This window comes from Enterobacter sp. 120016 (assembly GCF_018383635.1).
GTDB classification, from domain to species: domain Bacteria; phylum Pseudomonadota; class Gammaproteobacteria; order Enterobacterales; family Enterobacteriaceae; genus Enterobacter; species Enterobacter asburiae_D.
The window spans coordinates 227459-239790 of the sequence record NZ_JAHAWC010000007.1; the positions used below are offsets into that span (position 1 = coordinate 227459).

Sequence of the window (12332 nt, forward strand, 5' to 3'; positions counted from 1 at the left end):
GTTTATTCCGTAAGGAATAAGCGGCATTTTATTTTCTGGTTGTGACTATTAATGTATTTTCTTGTTAAGTTAATATTAAATAACTAAAGAAAGTGCGTCAGCTATTTATCCCTGCCTAAGTCAATTATTCAGAACGCTATTTTGAAAAATACCCTTCCGGTGGTCTGGTAACGATCGATGGAGCAATATTAATAGCCTGTACCTATCCATTGTGACGGTTATTAAATAAAAAAACGATCAAACTCATAAAGTTAGCAAAATCGTTACCGATAACAGCGATCGTCTGAGAAATAATCACATCGATGGAGAAAATATGTTCTTACATGACGTAAAGATCGGCACGAAATTATTTCTGGCGTTTGGGTTCTTTATTGTCCTGATGGCGATCAGCGCGAGCCTGTCTCTGCTGAGCCTGAACCGGGCTAATAACGGGATGCAATCCATTATTACCAGTGATTATCCGACCACCGTAAAAGCGAACCAGTTAATCGATAACTTCCAGGAATTTATTAGCACTCAACAGCTGATGCTGCTGGACGAGCAGGGCACCTACACGGGGCAATCTCAGCAGCGCCTGAAAGAGATCAGCGAGCACATCACGGTGATCCTGGGCGAGCTGAACAACGCGCTGCAGGATCAAAAGTCTCAGCAGGTACTGGCGGATATCCGCAGCGTGCGCCAGCAGTATCTGGACTCGCGCTACCGCATTTTGCAGGCGGTGCAGAACAACAATCGTGCGGGCGCTATTCAGGAGATGATGACCACCACCCTCGCCGTGCAGCAGGCTTATAAAGCGAAGGTGAAGGAGCTGATTACCATTCAAAACAGCGAGATGCAGAGTGCAGGCGCGCAGGTGGAAGGGGATTTCAGGTCTAACCGCCTGCTGCTGATCCTGCTCACGCTCTTTAGCGTCGGGGCAGGCAGCCTGATCGGCTGGTTTATCGTGCGGGCTATCACTCGTCCGCTCGGCGAGGCGGTGCATTTTGCGAAAGCCATTTCAGAGGGCGACCTGACGGGCAGCATCACGCCTCACGGCAAAGACGAAACGGGTCTGCTGCTGCATGCGCTGATGGAGATGAAGACGCGACTGCTGGACATTGTGCAGCAGGTGCAAACCGGCTCGGAGAATATCTCCAGCGCAGCCGCGCAGATTGTCGCCGGGAACCAGGATCTGGCCGCGCGCACGGAAGAGCAGGCAAGTTCTGTCGAACAGACCGCCGCCTCGATGGAGCAGATCACCGCGACGGTGAAAAATACCGCCTCGCATACCGGGGAAGCAACCAACCTCTCGGCGGATGCCGCCACGGTGGTCAAAAACAACGGTGAGATGATGAAGCAGGTGACCAGCAAAATGCGCCTGATTAACGAAACATCGAACCGGATGTCCGACATTATCGACCTGATCGACGCCATTGCGTTCCAGACCAACATTCTGGCGCTGAACGCGGCGGTGGAAGCGGCGCGCGCCGGCGAGCACGGCCGCGGCTTCGCGGTGGTGGCCGGCGAGGTGCGCCAGCTTGCCCAGAAGAGCGCGTCGTCTGCCAGCGAAATCCGCGAGCTGATTGAGAGCTCCACCAGCCAGACTCAGGACGGGATGAACCTGGTCGAAAAAGCGAGTGGGCTGATCAACGGGATGGTCGGCAACGTGGAAGAGATGGACGTGATCCTGCGGGAAATTCGCCAGGCCAGCCACGAGCAGACGGAAGGTATCTCGCAGATTAACAGCGCGATTGGCCTGATTGACGCCACCACCCAGCAGAACTCCGCGCTGGTGGAGGAGTCTGTGGCTGCGGCGGCATCGCTTAACGAACAGGCGATGCACCTGAAAGAGCTGGTGCGCGTCTTCCGCGTGAGCGAGCGCGCTCCGGCTTAATCCAGCTGGGAGATCTCGAGCGCCGCGCGGTCAATGACGCCGATAATCTGCTTGAGCTGCGCGTCGCTGAGCTCTCCCTGATTCACCTTCAGGTCTAACACTGCTTTGAAGTTATCCAGAGCCCGCTTCATCTGCGGGTTTTTGCGCAGCTGAAAACCGACGGAACGCGCTTTGATACGCACCTGGATCTGTTCCAGCTGTTCCCGGTTTTCGTCCAGCCAGCGTTGTCCTTCAGCGGTAATCGCAATCTTCTTACGACCGCTCTCTTCTTCCGTGATGGTGATAAAGGTCTGATCCTGAAGATAATCCAGGGTTGGATAGATCACCCCTGGGCTCGGGGTGTAATTCCCCTGAGTCAGATTCTCGATCTCTTTGATCAGCTCGTAGCCGTGGCTCGCGCTGCGGGTCAGGATATCCAGAATCACCAGCCGCAGATCGCCGTGGCCGAAAAAGCGCGGTCGGCGCCCGCCGCTGTCGTGTTCGTGTCGCATAACAGATCCTTAAATTTGATATATCTAAACTATATCTAAGATATATTCAGATGCAATCTAAAAGATCTTGCATTTTTACTAACTAGTAATCATTATCATTTGAAAATTGATTTAGATATATCGTATTCACCAGAGAAGGGGCTACAAATGGCATCTACCCGTTACCCACAGCGTGTTCGTAATGACCTGCGTTTTCGCGAGCTGACGGTGCTTCGCGTTGAGCGCGCCAGCGCGTGTTTTCAGCGTATTGTTTTAGGCGGCGAGGCGCTTGAGGGCTTTAGCTCCCGGGGTTTCGACGACCATACCAAAGTCTTTTTCCCGGCTCCTGGGGCGGTGTTTGTACCGCCGGTGGTCACCGATGAAGGCATCGACTGGGGCGACGGCGTGCGTCCTCAGGCGCGAGACTATACGCCGCTTTACGACGAGGCAAATCATGAGCTGGTGCTCGATTTCTTCATTCACGACGGCGGCATTGCCAGCCGCTGGGCGGTCGAGGCGAAAGCGGGGGACAGGCTGACCATCGGCGGCCCGCGCGGTTCGCTGGTGGTGTCGGAGGATTACGCCTGGCAGCTGTACGTGTGCGACGAGTCCGGCATGCCCGCGCTGCGCCGACGCTTAGAAAGCATTGCTAAACTGCCGGTTCGCCCGCAGGTTCATGCGGTAGTGACGGTCGGGGACGAATCTTATAAAGAGTATCTGGCACACCTGAACGGGTTCGATATCACCTGGGTGATGGGCCATAGCGAGCAGGCGGTAGCGGACCATCTGGCGGCGCTGACCGTTCCGGGGGAAGACTATTTTATCTGGCTGACCGGGGAAGGAAAGGTGGTGAAGACGCTGAGCCGTCAGTTTGAAACCGATGCAATTGACCAGCAGCTGGTGCGTGCCAGCGCATACTGGCACGCCAAATAATCAGGCGGCGGAATCCAGCTGCGCTTCGTTCACCTGATGTTCGAGCGAGGCGCGGACCTCGTGCAGCGCTTTCTCCTGCTGAGCGAAGTACGCTTCCATATTGTTGAGCGATGAGACCAGCAGCCAGGATTCCTCTTTCTCCAGTTCCGCCAGCTCGTTCACTAAGATGTCGATCTGCTCGCGGACCTGCGCCATTTTCTTGCGGATGCGTTCCAGATCGTTCAGCCTGTCGCTTGCCATCAATGGCTCAAAGCCCTGCTGCAGGCGGGCCACCAGTGAGCGAATGGTTTTAACGTCACCACGCTGCTTCGCCTGGTTGAGCTGCACCATCATCGCGTTGGCTTCTTCTTTCAGGTCGTCCGCCACCAGATCCGGGTGGCAGAGCTTGCTCGCCTGACGCCAGAGACGCTTGAGCTCGTTCCGATCCTCTTCCGAAAGATCCTTGCCCTTGCGCAGCCGCACTTCGGCATCGTGGTGCTGCTCGCGATACTTCTCATACTCTTCGTTAGCGTCGTCGCGCGCCTGACGCGCAGGCTCCTCTTCGCGCGTTAAGCCGCTTTCCAGCTCCAGCGCTTCGGCCAGCAGGTTGGCAATCAGATTGCTTTGCTGCTCCAGATGCTTACGCGTCTCAGCGGCCTGGACGGAGTCGGCCGGGAGATCGCGCCAGCGCTGGGTGAGCGTCGCCAGCACCTCTACCGCCTGCGCCATATAGCGCTGGCAGCGACGGTAGTCTTCCTCGCGACGACGCGCTTCCGCCTGCTGGCGACGCAGGTTGAGCTCTGCCAGGGTTTTACGCAGGGCGAGGATCTGCTGCATCAGCGGGCCCAGGCGGGAGAAATAGAGATCGTTGAACTCATCGAGCTGCTGCACCCGGGCGTTGCGGCGGTCAATCAGATCGCGCAGACGCTCTTCCAGCGCCTTTAGCTCCAGCTTGCTGGCGGCCACCTGCGGATCGCGCCATTGGGTCACGGCGCGCTGACCCTGCAGCCAGGCGGTAATTGCCGCCATCGCAGAGGTGTAGTTCTTCTCCTCAAGCGCCACGACGATTGCCTGTAGCTCATCGTCAAACGCTTCATTTTTCAGGCGTGTCAGCTGGCTCTGGATGATGTCGTCATCTTCCAGTTCAATGGCATTTTTAATGATTTCTAGCCGTTTGATCGGTGTGCTCATGATGCCTTTCGCTTTGGCGCTTAAGTATTTGAGTTAAGGTTAGTTGTTGTAAAAGCTACAGGAAATAATACACACGGATGATGATCGGCGCGATGGGGGATTTCTTTAGTTTTTAGGGTTTGTGAGTAAAGAGACAGGATGGTTTGCGTTCCCCGTTCCCGTTCTGCCAATGTTTCCACGCTTTGCCATGGGGTTCGCAGCGCTTTCCGTGCCTGAGGAGCATCATATAGCAATGGACATTTCATTGTACAAATCGTATTCGTGAATTCCTCAAAATCCAACGTCACGCTCATTTTTATTACACTAAACCTAAATTTATTTTTTTTAGTTGACCTTTATATCTATGAGTGATTTGTTAATAACATTCCGGGATGTTAATGGCCCGGCATTGTCTCCCGGGAAATAAGCAATGGTATATATAAAGGTAACGGTATGCGATTTTTAAAATATATAATTATTCCAGCAATAGTGAGTCTTTCTGGTTGTAGCACTTTCTTTCCTGAGCCGAAAATGTACACTCCTCCTCCGAATAGCGAGGATGTGGCTAAGATTCGCCTCATTGGCCCGCCGATGAGTTATGGCATCTATCAGTATGATAAGGCAGGTAAAGAAACTGGTGGATGGGTACTCAAGCACAATCGCTATCTGAACCCTTTCCTTGGGTCGACAAAAGATATTGGTCTCCCTAAAGTGACGGGTAAGAAATATGATAAAGACTATTTTGAAACGCTGATTGTGCCAGACGAAAAAACGACTGTTCAGCATGCTTTATACCAGGGATGTAATGTATCGCTCACCTTCACGCCAGAAAAGAAAAAGATTTACGAAGGCCATATTAGCTATAGCGATAAAACGGGATATTGCGTGCTTTATATGAAAGAAGTCGCGCTGGATACCGTCAATGGTATTTATATTGAAAAGGATTTTGTACAGTGAGAACCATGAATGTCTTAGGTGTGGCGTTAGTCTGTCTACTGAGCACCTCTTGTGCATCAAACTACGATGGAACTAAGGCAACAAGCCTGGCGCAGTATTCTGAAAAAGAGATAAAGCATAAGCTGATCCCAGAGGTCACGACCCGCAAAGATGTACTGATTGCTTTTGGCGTGCCTGCCAATACGGCTGACTACAATAATACGCGCCACTGGGAATATACGTCGCAGATCCTCGACCGTCGTATCTATCTCATCATTCCACTTAATCTGGACCGCAAGCAGCAGCTGTCCGTTGATTTTTCTGATAAAGGAATTCTGACTTCATACAACTACATCGAAAAATAAGGTTTAAAATCAATCAAAAGGCTGGCGAGCGTCGTCAGCCTTGAATCTGGCCGCCTCAGCTCACCTCGCTGTAAATCCCCACCACGCGACCCACAGTTTTTATCTCGTCGATACCACATTCAAACGGAACCTTGCCGCCCGCCACGTGGAGTTTTTTACCCGGCAGCAGCGTTAGGTCGCGGATGCTGGCGGTGCCTTCAATCTCAACCAGCCACAGGCCGTCGGTTAACGATGCGTCTTTTTCAATAAAGTGCAGCTTCCCCTCCGCCCGGACGGCGATGCCGCGCGCCAGCGGTTTGCTAAAGAAAGCAGAGTCGATACTCAAAATGGTATTTTCTTCCAGTCTTCCATCACCGAGTGTGAACATGGAAATCGAAACCGGATCGCCCGGCGCGGGGTGACCTTCAAACTGCGCACCTTGCCCGGTCATCAGCCAGCGAAGGCTCGCGCCGGTGTCCAGCGCGCACTGAACCGCAAAGTCGTAAGAGATGGTACCGCGCGCGTAGCGGTTCTGAAGCGAGCTGGCGGCGATATTGAAGTGCCGGGCCAGCTGGATTTTCTGCGTGAAACCATATACCTGACAGATTCTATCGAGTAACTCTTCATTATTCACTTGAGAATCTAAAATCAAAATATATTCCTTTGGGTGTTTACTAATGCTCAATTGGGTATTAGTATCATTACAAATTCGGGCAATCAGCGGCAGACGTTGGCAAACAGAGGCTAATGATTGCAGACCTTATCAAAATGGGAATCATGCAGCATGGCTTCTGAAATCGCAATCCTCAAACGGTGGAAAAAGCCGTGCTGTGCCCGTTTTCCGCGCATTAGCGTGCGTGAATTTATGCGAGGGGAGATATGGCGATAGAAGCTGCCCGTGCAAGGGTTCCACTTAGCGTGGGAGCGCGTCTTAACGGGCTTAACCACGTCGCTGAGCTGCGCGCCCGATACGGGAGCGATAGCGGGAAAGAGCTGGCGCGGTTTATGGCCGAGCTGCGCGATAGGCGCGATCCCTGTTTTGAGGAGAACAGCAGGGCGCTGGCCGCCCTTTTTTTCCTGGCGAGATTGCCCGTCGCCCGTCATGAGTGCGATATCAGCGAGCTGACGATCGAAGAGAAACGGGCGCTGATTAACGCCATGAACCATTTTCGTGCTGTTGTGAGTTTATTTCCTGAACGGCTGACCATGCCGATATAACCCAACCAAAAACCTGATGGCGTAAACCCGCCGGGCACCCTATTGCCTGAAATTAAGGAGAACGCGTGATGCGAAACAGTGAAAACCGCCCTTATCCGATCGGAAGTGAAGAACTTAAACGCCTGCTGATGGAGGCAAAAATGGAGGAACGATGCGCGCGAGCCCTCGCGGTCTCCCTGCGCCTGGAGGCGCTGGCAAGCCATATCTACAAAACCGGCATGAGCGGAGAAGACGTTGCCGAGCTGCTGTGCCACGAGGCGGCCCGCTACGAGCGTGAATCTCAGGAGCTGCACTGATGGCCGATTTTATCGATCTTGCGCAGGCGCGCGAGCAGGAGGACAGAGAGCGGTACATTAATCGCGCCCGCAGACGGCCCGCATCGCCTTCGCGTTTCCTCTGCGAGGACTGCGAGGCCCCGATACCGGAGGCGCGCCGAATGGCGGTGCCCGGCGTGGCCCTGTGCGTAACCTGCCAGGAGATCGCGGAGATGAAAAATAAACACGTCCGGGGAGGATAAGTTGGCTACGTCATTTGCTTATCCGTGGAATGCCCCGCGGTCGGCCATTGCCAGCCCTTATCTCACCCATGCCCAACAGCAGCGCCGCGATAGCCTTTTCGCGGCGCTGCAGCAGGCAAGAAGGGCTCTCGCACAGCAGCCCGACTGCGTACGCTTCGAGGTCTGGCGCACGGTTGATGCCCTCGAACAGCATCGGGGCAGCCCGCAGGCCAACGCCTTTTTGATCCGCTTCTGCAAAAGGATGTTACCCCGCCTGCGGCGGGTCTCTGAACGCTATGGCTGCACAGGCCTGCACGACGAGGTCTCCAGGGCCGTGTTTGACGGCCATTTCGACACTCAGCTTCTGCAATACCTCGCCTCGCGGATGGTCGAACTGGTTGCCCGCTATAACCGCCTTTCGGATATGTCCCGCGCGGATATCGACCTGCTGGCCGCAGATATCGCCAGCTTTATTCGCGGCGAGCTGGCGAATATTAAGGATGCTGAGATGGGGGAATACCAGACGCTGTACGTCTGGTATCAGCGCGCCGGGCTGATCGCCCGGCAGTTCAACGTGTCGCCTCCGCACTGGGAGCGGGTGTCGAAGACGTTTTTCGACAAAGATGACGTTGCTGCGGCGGTGATCCGCATGTTTTCCGAGGCGTGGTGGCGCGGGCGTCTGCGTCGGGTCGCGGCTGCCTGGCGCGAGCATTTGCAGATCGCCCTCGGCAACGTCAGCAAACGGAGAACGGCGTATGCGAGCAAACGCTGCGTGACCGAGTGGCGCGAGCAGAAGCGCCGCACCCGCGAATTTCTCAAGGGTATGGAGCTGGAAGATGAAGAGGGCAACCGCATCAGCCTGATTGAAAAATACGATACCTCGGTGGCTAACCCGGCGATACGCCGCTGTGAACTGATGACCCGCATCCGCGGGTTTGAAAATATCTGCGAGGCGCTGGGCTATGTGGGCGAGTTCTATACCTTAACCGCGCCCGCGCAGTATCACGCGACGCTGAAATCAGGTTACCCCAACGCGAAGTGGAACGGGGCCAGCCCGGCGGATACGCAAGGCTACTTTACCCGGCTGTGGGCGCGTATCCGCGCAAAGCTCCACCGTGACGGGCTCCGTATTTTCGGTATCCGCGTTGCGGAACCCCATCACGACGGTACGCCCCACTGGCACATGCTGATGTTTATGCTGCCGGAAGATGTCGAATGCGTTCGCCAGATTATCGGGGACTACGCGCGGCAGGAGGAGAGCGCTGAACTGCAGAGCGAAAGCGCCAGACAGGCGCGCTTTCACGCGGACGCGATCGATCCGCAGAAAGGCAGCGCTACCGGCTATATTGCCAAATACATCTCAAAGAATATCGACGGCTATGCGCTCGATGGCGAGACCGATAGCGAAAGCGGCGGATTGCTGAAGGAGACGGCGTCCGCCGTGTCGGCATGGGCAGGGCGCTGGCACATTCGCCAGTTTCAGTTTATCGGCGGCGCGCCGGTAACGGTCTACCGCGAGCTGCGGCGTCTGGCGGATCCCGAAGCCGCGCGCGGTCTGAGCGTTGAGTTTGCCGCCGTCCATGAGGCTGCCGACGCCGGGGACTGGGCGGGTTACGTCACTGCGCAGGGCGGGCCGTTTGTACGTCGCGATGATTTACAGGTGCGCACCCTGTATGAGCCGCACGCCGGGTTTAACCAGTACGGCGAGGAAACGGTCCGCATCCGCGGCGTGTACGATCCTGCCGTTGGCGCGGGCAGCCCGATTATAACCCGACTCACGCAGTGGAAAATTGTGCCGAAGCGGGCCGCTGATCTTAAGGACGCGCCTGTATCCTCTCGGAGTTCTGTCAATAACTGTACGCAGGCCGATCTTTCTCAACCCCTCAGCCGACGAGCGAGACGGGCGTTAACCGAACGCATCAAATTCATCCGCCCTGGCGCGTCGTCGCCCATCGTCTTCGCGAGCGACCCGCAGAACGGGGTTCCGGAGAAGGTGATCGATGAGATACGGCTCGCCACCGGGATAGCCATCACTCGGGGAGAGGCCCTGCATCTAATGGCGGGAGGCATCAGCCGCTTTAACGATAAATGGTGCAGAGGCGCAGCCGACGGATCGCTATTTCCGGCACCGTGCTCTTACCAGCAAAAGGCGCGGAAAATCCTTGAACGTATTGGGTATTTAACGGATCTCTTCGCTCAGAGAGCCCGCTAATCTCCATCCATATCATGTACATACCGTGAAGGGTTCTGATTTTTCGCTTCACTCTTTTTATGAATACGTGCTACTGTATGTTTATACAGTATCTCGTGGTGGAGGTTGTGTGGACAGAGAGTTGAACGAGCAGGTCATGATTGAGCGAGTCGAGCTGATTGCGCGACTGACGACAGAAGGAACGTGTCAGGAAAGAGATCGTGAGATTGCCCTGAATTTGATTGCTGAGATTGCGCGGGGAAATTTAATCAAGAACAACGCATTTACCGTTGTTTTCTCAGCATCGCCTGTTCCGGAACGAATCAAAAAAGAGGGCAACGTTCGGGTGAACGTTACTCTCGATAAAGATCAGCAGATTGGCCATGCCGTCGTTGAAGCCTTTCAGTGCGAACTGACCCGCAGAATACGATCCCTGTTTCCGTCATCGCGGGTGAACGTGAAAATAGGATCGGTGACGGGGGTCGAGCTCCAGGGGCTTGAAAAAGAGGCCGATCGCGAAATGCTGGACGCTATTCTCCGGGAAGTCTGGGAAGACGAGAGCTGGCGCTAGCCCCGGCGGCGTCACCCGTACCAACACCCTCATTCCTATTTTGCGCTTCCGTTGAACCACGCTTCGCTGCTCGCGGACGATCTGTTGTGCCCGCGATTGTCCATCCGTCAGCGATAGCGAAAAGCCTTCTGGCCCGGGAAACTCTAGGGTACCTGGAAACCGGATGTTGGGAGCGTCTGATGAAAATCTATGCAATGCAGGGGGACACGCTTGATGCCGTTTGCGCCCGCTTTTATGGGCGCACGGCTGGCGTCGTTGAAGCCGTTCTGAAGGCCAATCCTGGCCTCGCGGAGTTAGGCGTTATCTTGCCTCACGGCACGCCGGTAGAGATGCCGGAGGTGAATAGCGCCCCCACAAAAGAATCCGTAAACCTATGGGACTGAGCCTGGAGAAAATCACCACGTTTATCGCCTACTGGCTGGCCGTGGCGCTGGCCTGGTTCGGGGCGATGTCTCCTGAAAAAGTCGCGCTGTACGTGGGGAGTCTTTGCGCCATTTTTACCGCGCTGACGAATTACTGGTTTAAGCGCAAAACCTGGCGCTATCTCCAGTCTCTGGGCCTCGATAAGAAGAGCATTCGTGAACTCAATCATTAAGCGTTGCAGCGTCGCCGGCGTGCTGGCCCTGGCGGTGCTGATGCCTGACTTTCGATTACTGAAAACGTCCCCGGAGGGGCTGGCGTTGATTGCCGATCTCGAAGGATGTCGCCTGTCGCCCTACCGGTGTAGCGCCGGCGTATGGACGTCAGGCATTGGGCACACGGCAAACGTTGTGCCGACGCGGGACATTACCGAGCGTGAGGCTGCGGTAAACCTGGTCGCTGATGTGCTCAACGTTGAGCGGCGTCTGGCGGCGTGTGCGTCGGTAGAGATGCCACCCCGGGTCTACGACGCGCTGGTGAGTTTTACGTTTAATGTCGGCGCAGGCGCCGCCTGCCGTTCGACCCTGGTGTCCTTTATCAAACGTAAACAGTGGTCACAGGCATGCGGGCAGCTTACCCGCTGGGTGTACGTCAACGGCGTCAAAAATGCCGGGCTGGAAAATCGTCGCGTCCGCGAGAAGGCCTGGTGCATGAAGGGGCTGCGATGAGAACCCTCATGCTGGCGCTGGCCGGGCTGTTGGCCATCACGCTGTGGCTTCGTCATGACAACCTGCACCTGTCCCGTTCCTTAGCCACGGCCAACCGGGTCGCCAGCGAGCAAAAAACGGCCCTCGCCACGCTTAACCAGCAGCTGTCCCTGTCGCAGCGGATGGCCAGAGCAAATGAAAACGCCCAGGTCAGGCTCCGTGAGGAGCTTGTTACCGCGGGCCAGGAGAGGGCAAGACGGGAAGCGACTATCGGGAGATTACTCAATGAAAATGAAGCGTTACGCCGCTGGTATACCGCTCAGCTGCCTGATGCTGTCCGCAGGTTGCACACCCGCACCGCCTGCGCCTCCGCAGCCCATTGTTTACAACGCCTGCCCGAAGGTGAGCCGCTGCCCGATGCCGGGAAGCGAACCCGCCACTAACGGCGATCTCAGCGCGGATATTCGCAGGCTGGAATACGCCCTTATCGCCTGCGCGCTGCAGGTTGAAACCATCAAAGACTGTCAGGATAAACTCGATGCACAAACTCAAGAGCCTGCGTCAGGCATTAATTGACGCGATCCCCCAACTCAATGCCAACCCTGATCGCCTGCAGATGTCGGTCGGAAGCGGCAATATTGACGCCCGGCTGGCCTCCTCGCTCTCCTTTGAAAAGCGGTATGCGCTGAACGCGAAGGTCAGCGGCCTCACCGGCGACAGCGACGGTTTTTTCGTCCCGGTACTGGCCTGGCTTCGGGAAAACCAGCCGGATATTTTTACCCTCGATGAAGGACGCAAAAACGGTTACACCTTCGCGATCGTCTTAAACGATGACGATACGATGGATATCACCATCAGCGTGCAATTAACCGAGCGTATTCTTGTTTCCCAGGATCAGGGCGCTCTGCACGCGACGTATTCCCCCGAGCCGCCGCTGCCGGAGCCCGTCACGCGGCCGAAGGCGCTGTACATCAACGGCGAGCTGGTCAGCCAGTGGGAGGACTAAGTTCCCCGCGCTGAAGGCCGCCATTCGCCTGCCGTCTGGACCGCTTGTTGTATCATCCCGCATAAAACCCCGTCTCGT

18 protein-coding genes are annotated in these 12332 nt (G+C 55.7%); 15 read left to right on the forward strand and 3 right to left on the reverse strand.

What is annotated here, in order from left to right:
* Positions 1–313: 313 nt before the first annotated feature.
* Positions 314–1873 carry a methyl-accepting chemotaxis protein gene (locus tag KIF87_RS12870; RefSeq protein WP_213328919.1) on the forward strand — a complete coding sequence of 520 codons (1560 nt, stop codon included), beginning with the start codon at positions 314–316 and terminating at the stop codon, positions 1871–1873.
* Here KIF87_RS12870 and KIF87_RS12875 read toward each other — a convergent pair.
* Entirely contained in the window at positions 1870–2364 is a 495-nt protein-coding gene (locus KIF87_RS12875; RefSeq protein ID WP_023333504.1) for a PadR family transcriptional regulator, read from the reverse strand. The two genes, KIF87_RS12870 and KIF87_RS12875, sit on opposite strands and share 4 nt — an antisense overlap.
* 147 nt (positions 2365–2511) lie before the next feature.
* Here KIF87_RS12875 and KIF87_RS12880 point away from each other — a divergent pair, with 147 nt between their 5' ends.
* Entirely contained in the window at positions 2512–3276 is a 765-nt protein-coding gene (locus KIF87_RS12880; protein WP_213328920.1) for a siderophore-interacting protein, read from the forward strand.
* On the opposite strand, the gene KIF87_RS12885 is transcribed toward KIF87_RS12880, so the two are convergent.
* Positions 3277–4446 carry a coiled-coil domain-containing protein gene (locus KIF87_RS12885; RefSeq protein WP_213328921.1) on the reverse strand — a complete coding sequence of 390 codons (1170 nt, stop codon included), beginning with the start codon at positions 4444–4446 and terminating at the stop codon, positions 3277–3279. It abuts the gene before it with no gap.
* Positions 4447–4878: 432 nt separating this feature from the next.
* Between KIF87_RS12885 and KIF87_RS12890 the strand changes: the two genes are divergently transcribed.
* Together KIF87_RS12890 and KIF87_RS12895 are read left to right on the forward strand one after the other, a co-directional pair.
* A complete protein-coding gene (locus KIF87_RS12890; protein ID WP_084492154.1) occupies positions 4879–5382 on the forward strand; it encodes a hypothetical protein in 504 nt (167 codons plus the stop codon).
* Entirely contained in the window at positions 5379–5726 is a 348-nt protein-coding gene (locus tag KIF87_RS12895; protein WP_213328922.1) for a hypothetical protein, read from the forward strand. Before KIF87_RS12890 ends, KIF87_RS12895 begins: the two co-directional genes overlap by 4 nt.
* Positions 5727–5781: 55 nt before the next feature.
* On the opposite strand, the gene KIF87_RS12900 is transcribed toward KIF87_RS12895, so the two are convergent.
* Positions 5782–6357 (reverse strand): phage repressor protein CI, encoded by a 576-nt coding sequence (locus tag KIF87_RS12900; protein ID WP_213328923.1) that lies wholly within the window; start codon positions 6355–6357, stop codon positions 5782–5784.
* A 227-nt stretch (positions 6358–6584) separates the two neighbouring features.
* Here KIF87_RS12900 and KIF87_RS12905 point away from each other — a divergent pair, with 227 nt between their 5' ends.
* From KIF87_RS12905 to KIF87_RS12950, 11 genes are all read left to right on the forward strand, one after another.
* Complete coding sequence (locus tag KIF87_RS12905) at positions 6585–6923, forward strand: DUF5347 domain-containing protein (RefSeq protein ID WP_213328924.1); 339 nt, start codon at positions 6585–6587, stop codon at positions 6921–6923.
* A gap of 68 nt (positions 6924–6991) precedes the next feature.
* Positions 6992–7219 carry a DUF2732 family protein gene (locus tag KIF87_RS12910; protein WP_213328925.1) on the forward strand — a complete coding sequence of 76 codons (228 nt, stop codon included), beginning with the start codon at positions 6992–6994 and terminating at the stop codon, positions 7217–7219.
* A complete protein-coding gene (locus KIF87_RS12915; protein WP_193941385.1) occupies positions 7219–7440 on the forward strand; it encodes a TraR/DksA family transcriptional regulator in 222 nt (73 codons plus the stop codon). The genes KIF87_RS12910 and KIF87_RS12915 overlap by 1 nt, the downstream gene beginning before the upstream one ends.
* 1 nt (position 7441) lies before the next feature.
* A complete protein-coding gene (locus tag KIF87_RS12920) occupies positions 7442–9631 on the forward strand; it encodes a replication endonuclease (RefSeq protein WP_213328926.1) in 2190 nt (729 codons plus the stop codon).
* Positions 9632–9740: 109 nt separating this feature from the next.
* Complete coding sequence (locus tag KIF87_RS12925; protein WP_213328927.1) at positions 9741–10181, forward strand: DinI-like family protein; 441 nt, start codon at positions 9741–9743, stop codon at positions 10179–10181.
* Between the two features lie 179 nt (positions 10182–10360).
* Entirely contained in the window at positions 10361–10564 is a 204-nt protein-coding gene (locus KIF87_RS12930) for a tail protein X (RefSeq protein WP_023309248.1), read from the forward strand.
* Positions 10555–10776: a phage holin family protein gene (locus tag KIF87_RS12935; RefSeq protein ID WP_029741404.1), complete on the forward strand. Its 222-nt coding sequence runs from the start codon at positions 10555–10557 to the stop codon at positions 10774–10776. Before KIF87_RS12930 ends, KIF87_RS12935 begins: the two co-directional genes overlap by 10 nt.
* Positions 10760–11269, forward strand: coding sequence for a lysozyme (locus KIF87_RS12940; protein WP_213328928.1), 510 nt, complete (start codon positions 10760–10762; stop codon positions 11267–11269). The genes KIF87_RS12935 and KIF87_RS12940 overlap by 17 nt, the downstream gene beginning before the upstream one ends.
* Positions 11266–11691 (forward strand): Rz-like lysis system protein LysB, encoded by a 426-nt coding sequence (gene lysB, locus KIF87_RS23300; protein ID WP_249665892.1) that lies wholly within the window; start codon positions 11266–11268, stop codon positions 11689–11691. Before KIF87_RS12940 ends, lysB begins: the two co-directional genes overlap by 4 nt.
* Entirely contained in the window at positions 11579–11824 is a 246-nt protein-coding gene (gene lysC, locus KIF87_RS12945; protein WP_229226321.1) for an Rz1-like lysis system protein LysC, read from the forward strand. Before lysB ends, lysC begins: the two co-directional genes overlap by 113 nt.
* Positions 11787–12254, forward strand: a complete 468-nt coding sequence (locus KIF87_RS12950) for a phage tail protein (RefSeq protein WP_213328929.1) — start codon at positions 11787–11789, stop codon at positions 12252–12254. The genes lysC and KIF87_RS12950 overlap by 38 nt, the downstream gene beginning before the upstream one ends.
* Positions 12255–12332 lie beyond the last annotated feature (78 nt).

What these genes read in the sequence shown, in the direction of transcription:
- KIF87_RS12870 (WP_213328919.1), top strand. Translation starts at nt 314, where the DNA reads ATGTTCTTACATGACGTAAAGATCGGCACGAAATTATTTCTGGCGTTT.
- KIF87_RS12875 (WP_023333504.1), bottom strand. Translation starts at nt 2,364, where the DNA reads ATGCGACACGAACACGACAGCGGCGGGCGCCGACCGCGCTTTTTCGGC.
- KIF87_RS12880 (WP_213328920.1), top strand. Translation starts at nt 2,512, where the DNA reads ATGGCATCTACCCGTTACCCACAGCGTGTTCGTAATGACCTGCGTTTT.
- KIF87_RS12885 (WP_213328921.1), bottom strand. Translation starts at nt 4,446, where the DNA reads ATGAGCACACCGATCAAACGGCTAGAAATCATTAAAAATGCCATTGAA.
- KIF87_RS12890 (WP_084492154.1), top strand. Translation starts at nt 4,879, where the DNA reads ATGCGATTTTTAAAATATATAATTATTCCAGCAATAGTGAGTCTTTCT.
- KIF87_RS12905 (WP_213328924.1), top strand. Translation starts at nt 6,585, where the DNA reads ATGGCGATAGAAGCTGCCCGTGCAAGGGTTCCACTTAGCGTGGGAGCG.
- KIF87_RS12910 (WP_213328925.1), top strand. Translation starts at nt 6,992, where the DNA reads ATGCGAAACAGTGAAAACCGCCCTTATCCGATCGGAAGTGAAGAACTT.
- KIF87_RS12915 (WP_193941385.1), top strand. Translation starts at nt 7,219, where the DNA reads ATGGCCGATTTTATCGATCTTGCGCAGGCGCGCGAGCAGGAGGACAGA.
- KIF87_RS12930 (WP_023309248.1), top strand. Translation starts at nt 10,361, where the DNA reads ATGAAAATCTATGCAATGCAGGGGGACACGCTTGATGCCGTTTGCGCC.
- KIF87_RS12935 (WP_029741404.1), top strand. Translation starts at nt 10,555, where the DNA reads ATGGGACTGAGCCTGGAGAAAATCACCACGTTTATCGCCTACTGGCTG.
- lysB (WP_249665892.1), top strand. Translation starts at nt 11,266, where the DNA reads ATGAGAACCCTCATGCTGGCGCTGGCCGGGCTGTTGGCCATCACGCTG.
- lysC (WP_229226321.1), top strand. Translation starts at nt 11,579, where the DNA reads ATGCTGTCCGCAGGTTGCACACCCGCACCGCCTGCGCCTCCGCAGCCC.
- KIF87_RS12950 (WP_213328929.1), top strand. Translation starts at nt 11,787, where the DNA reads ATGCACAAACTCAAGAGCCTGCGTCAGGCATTAATTGACGCGATCCCC.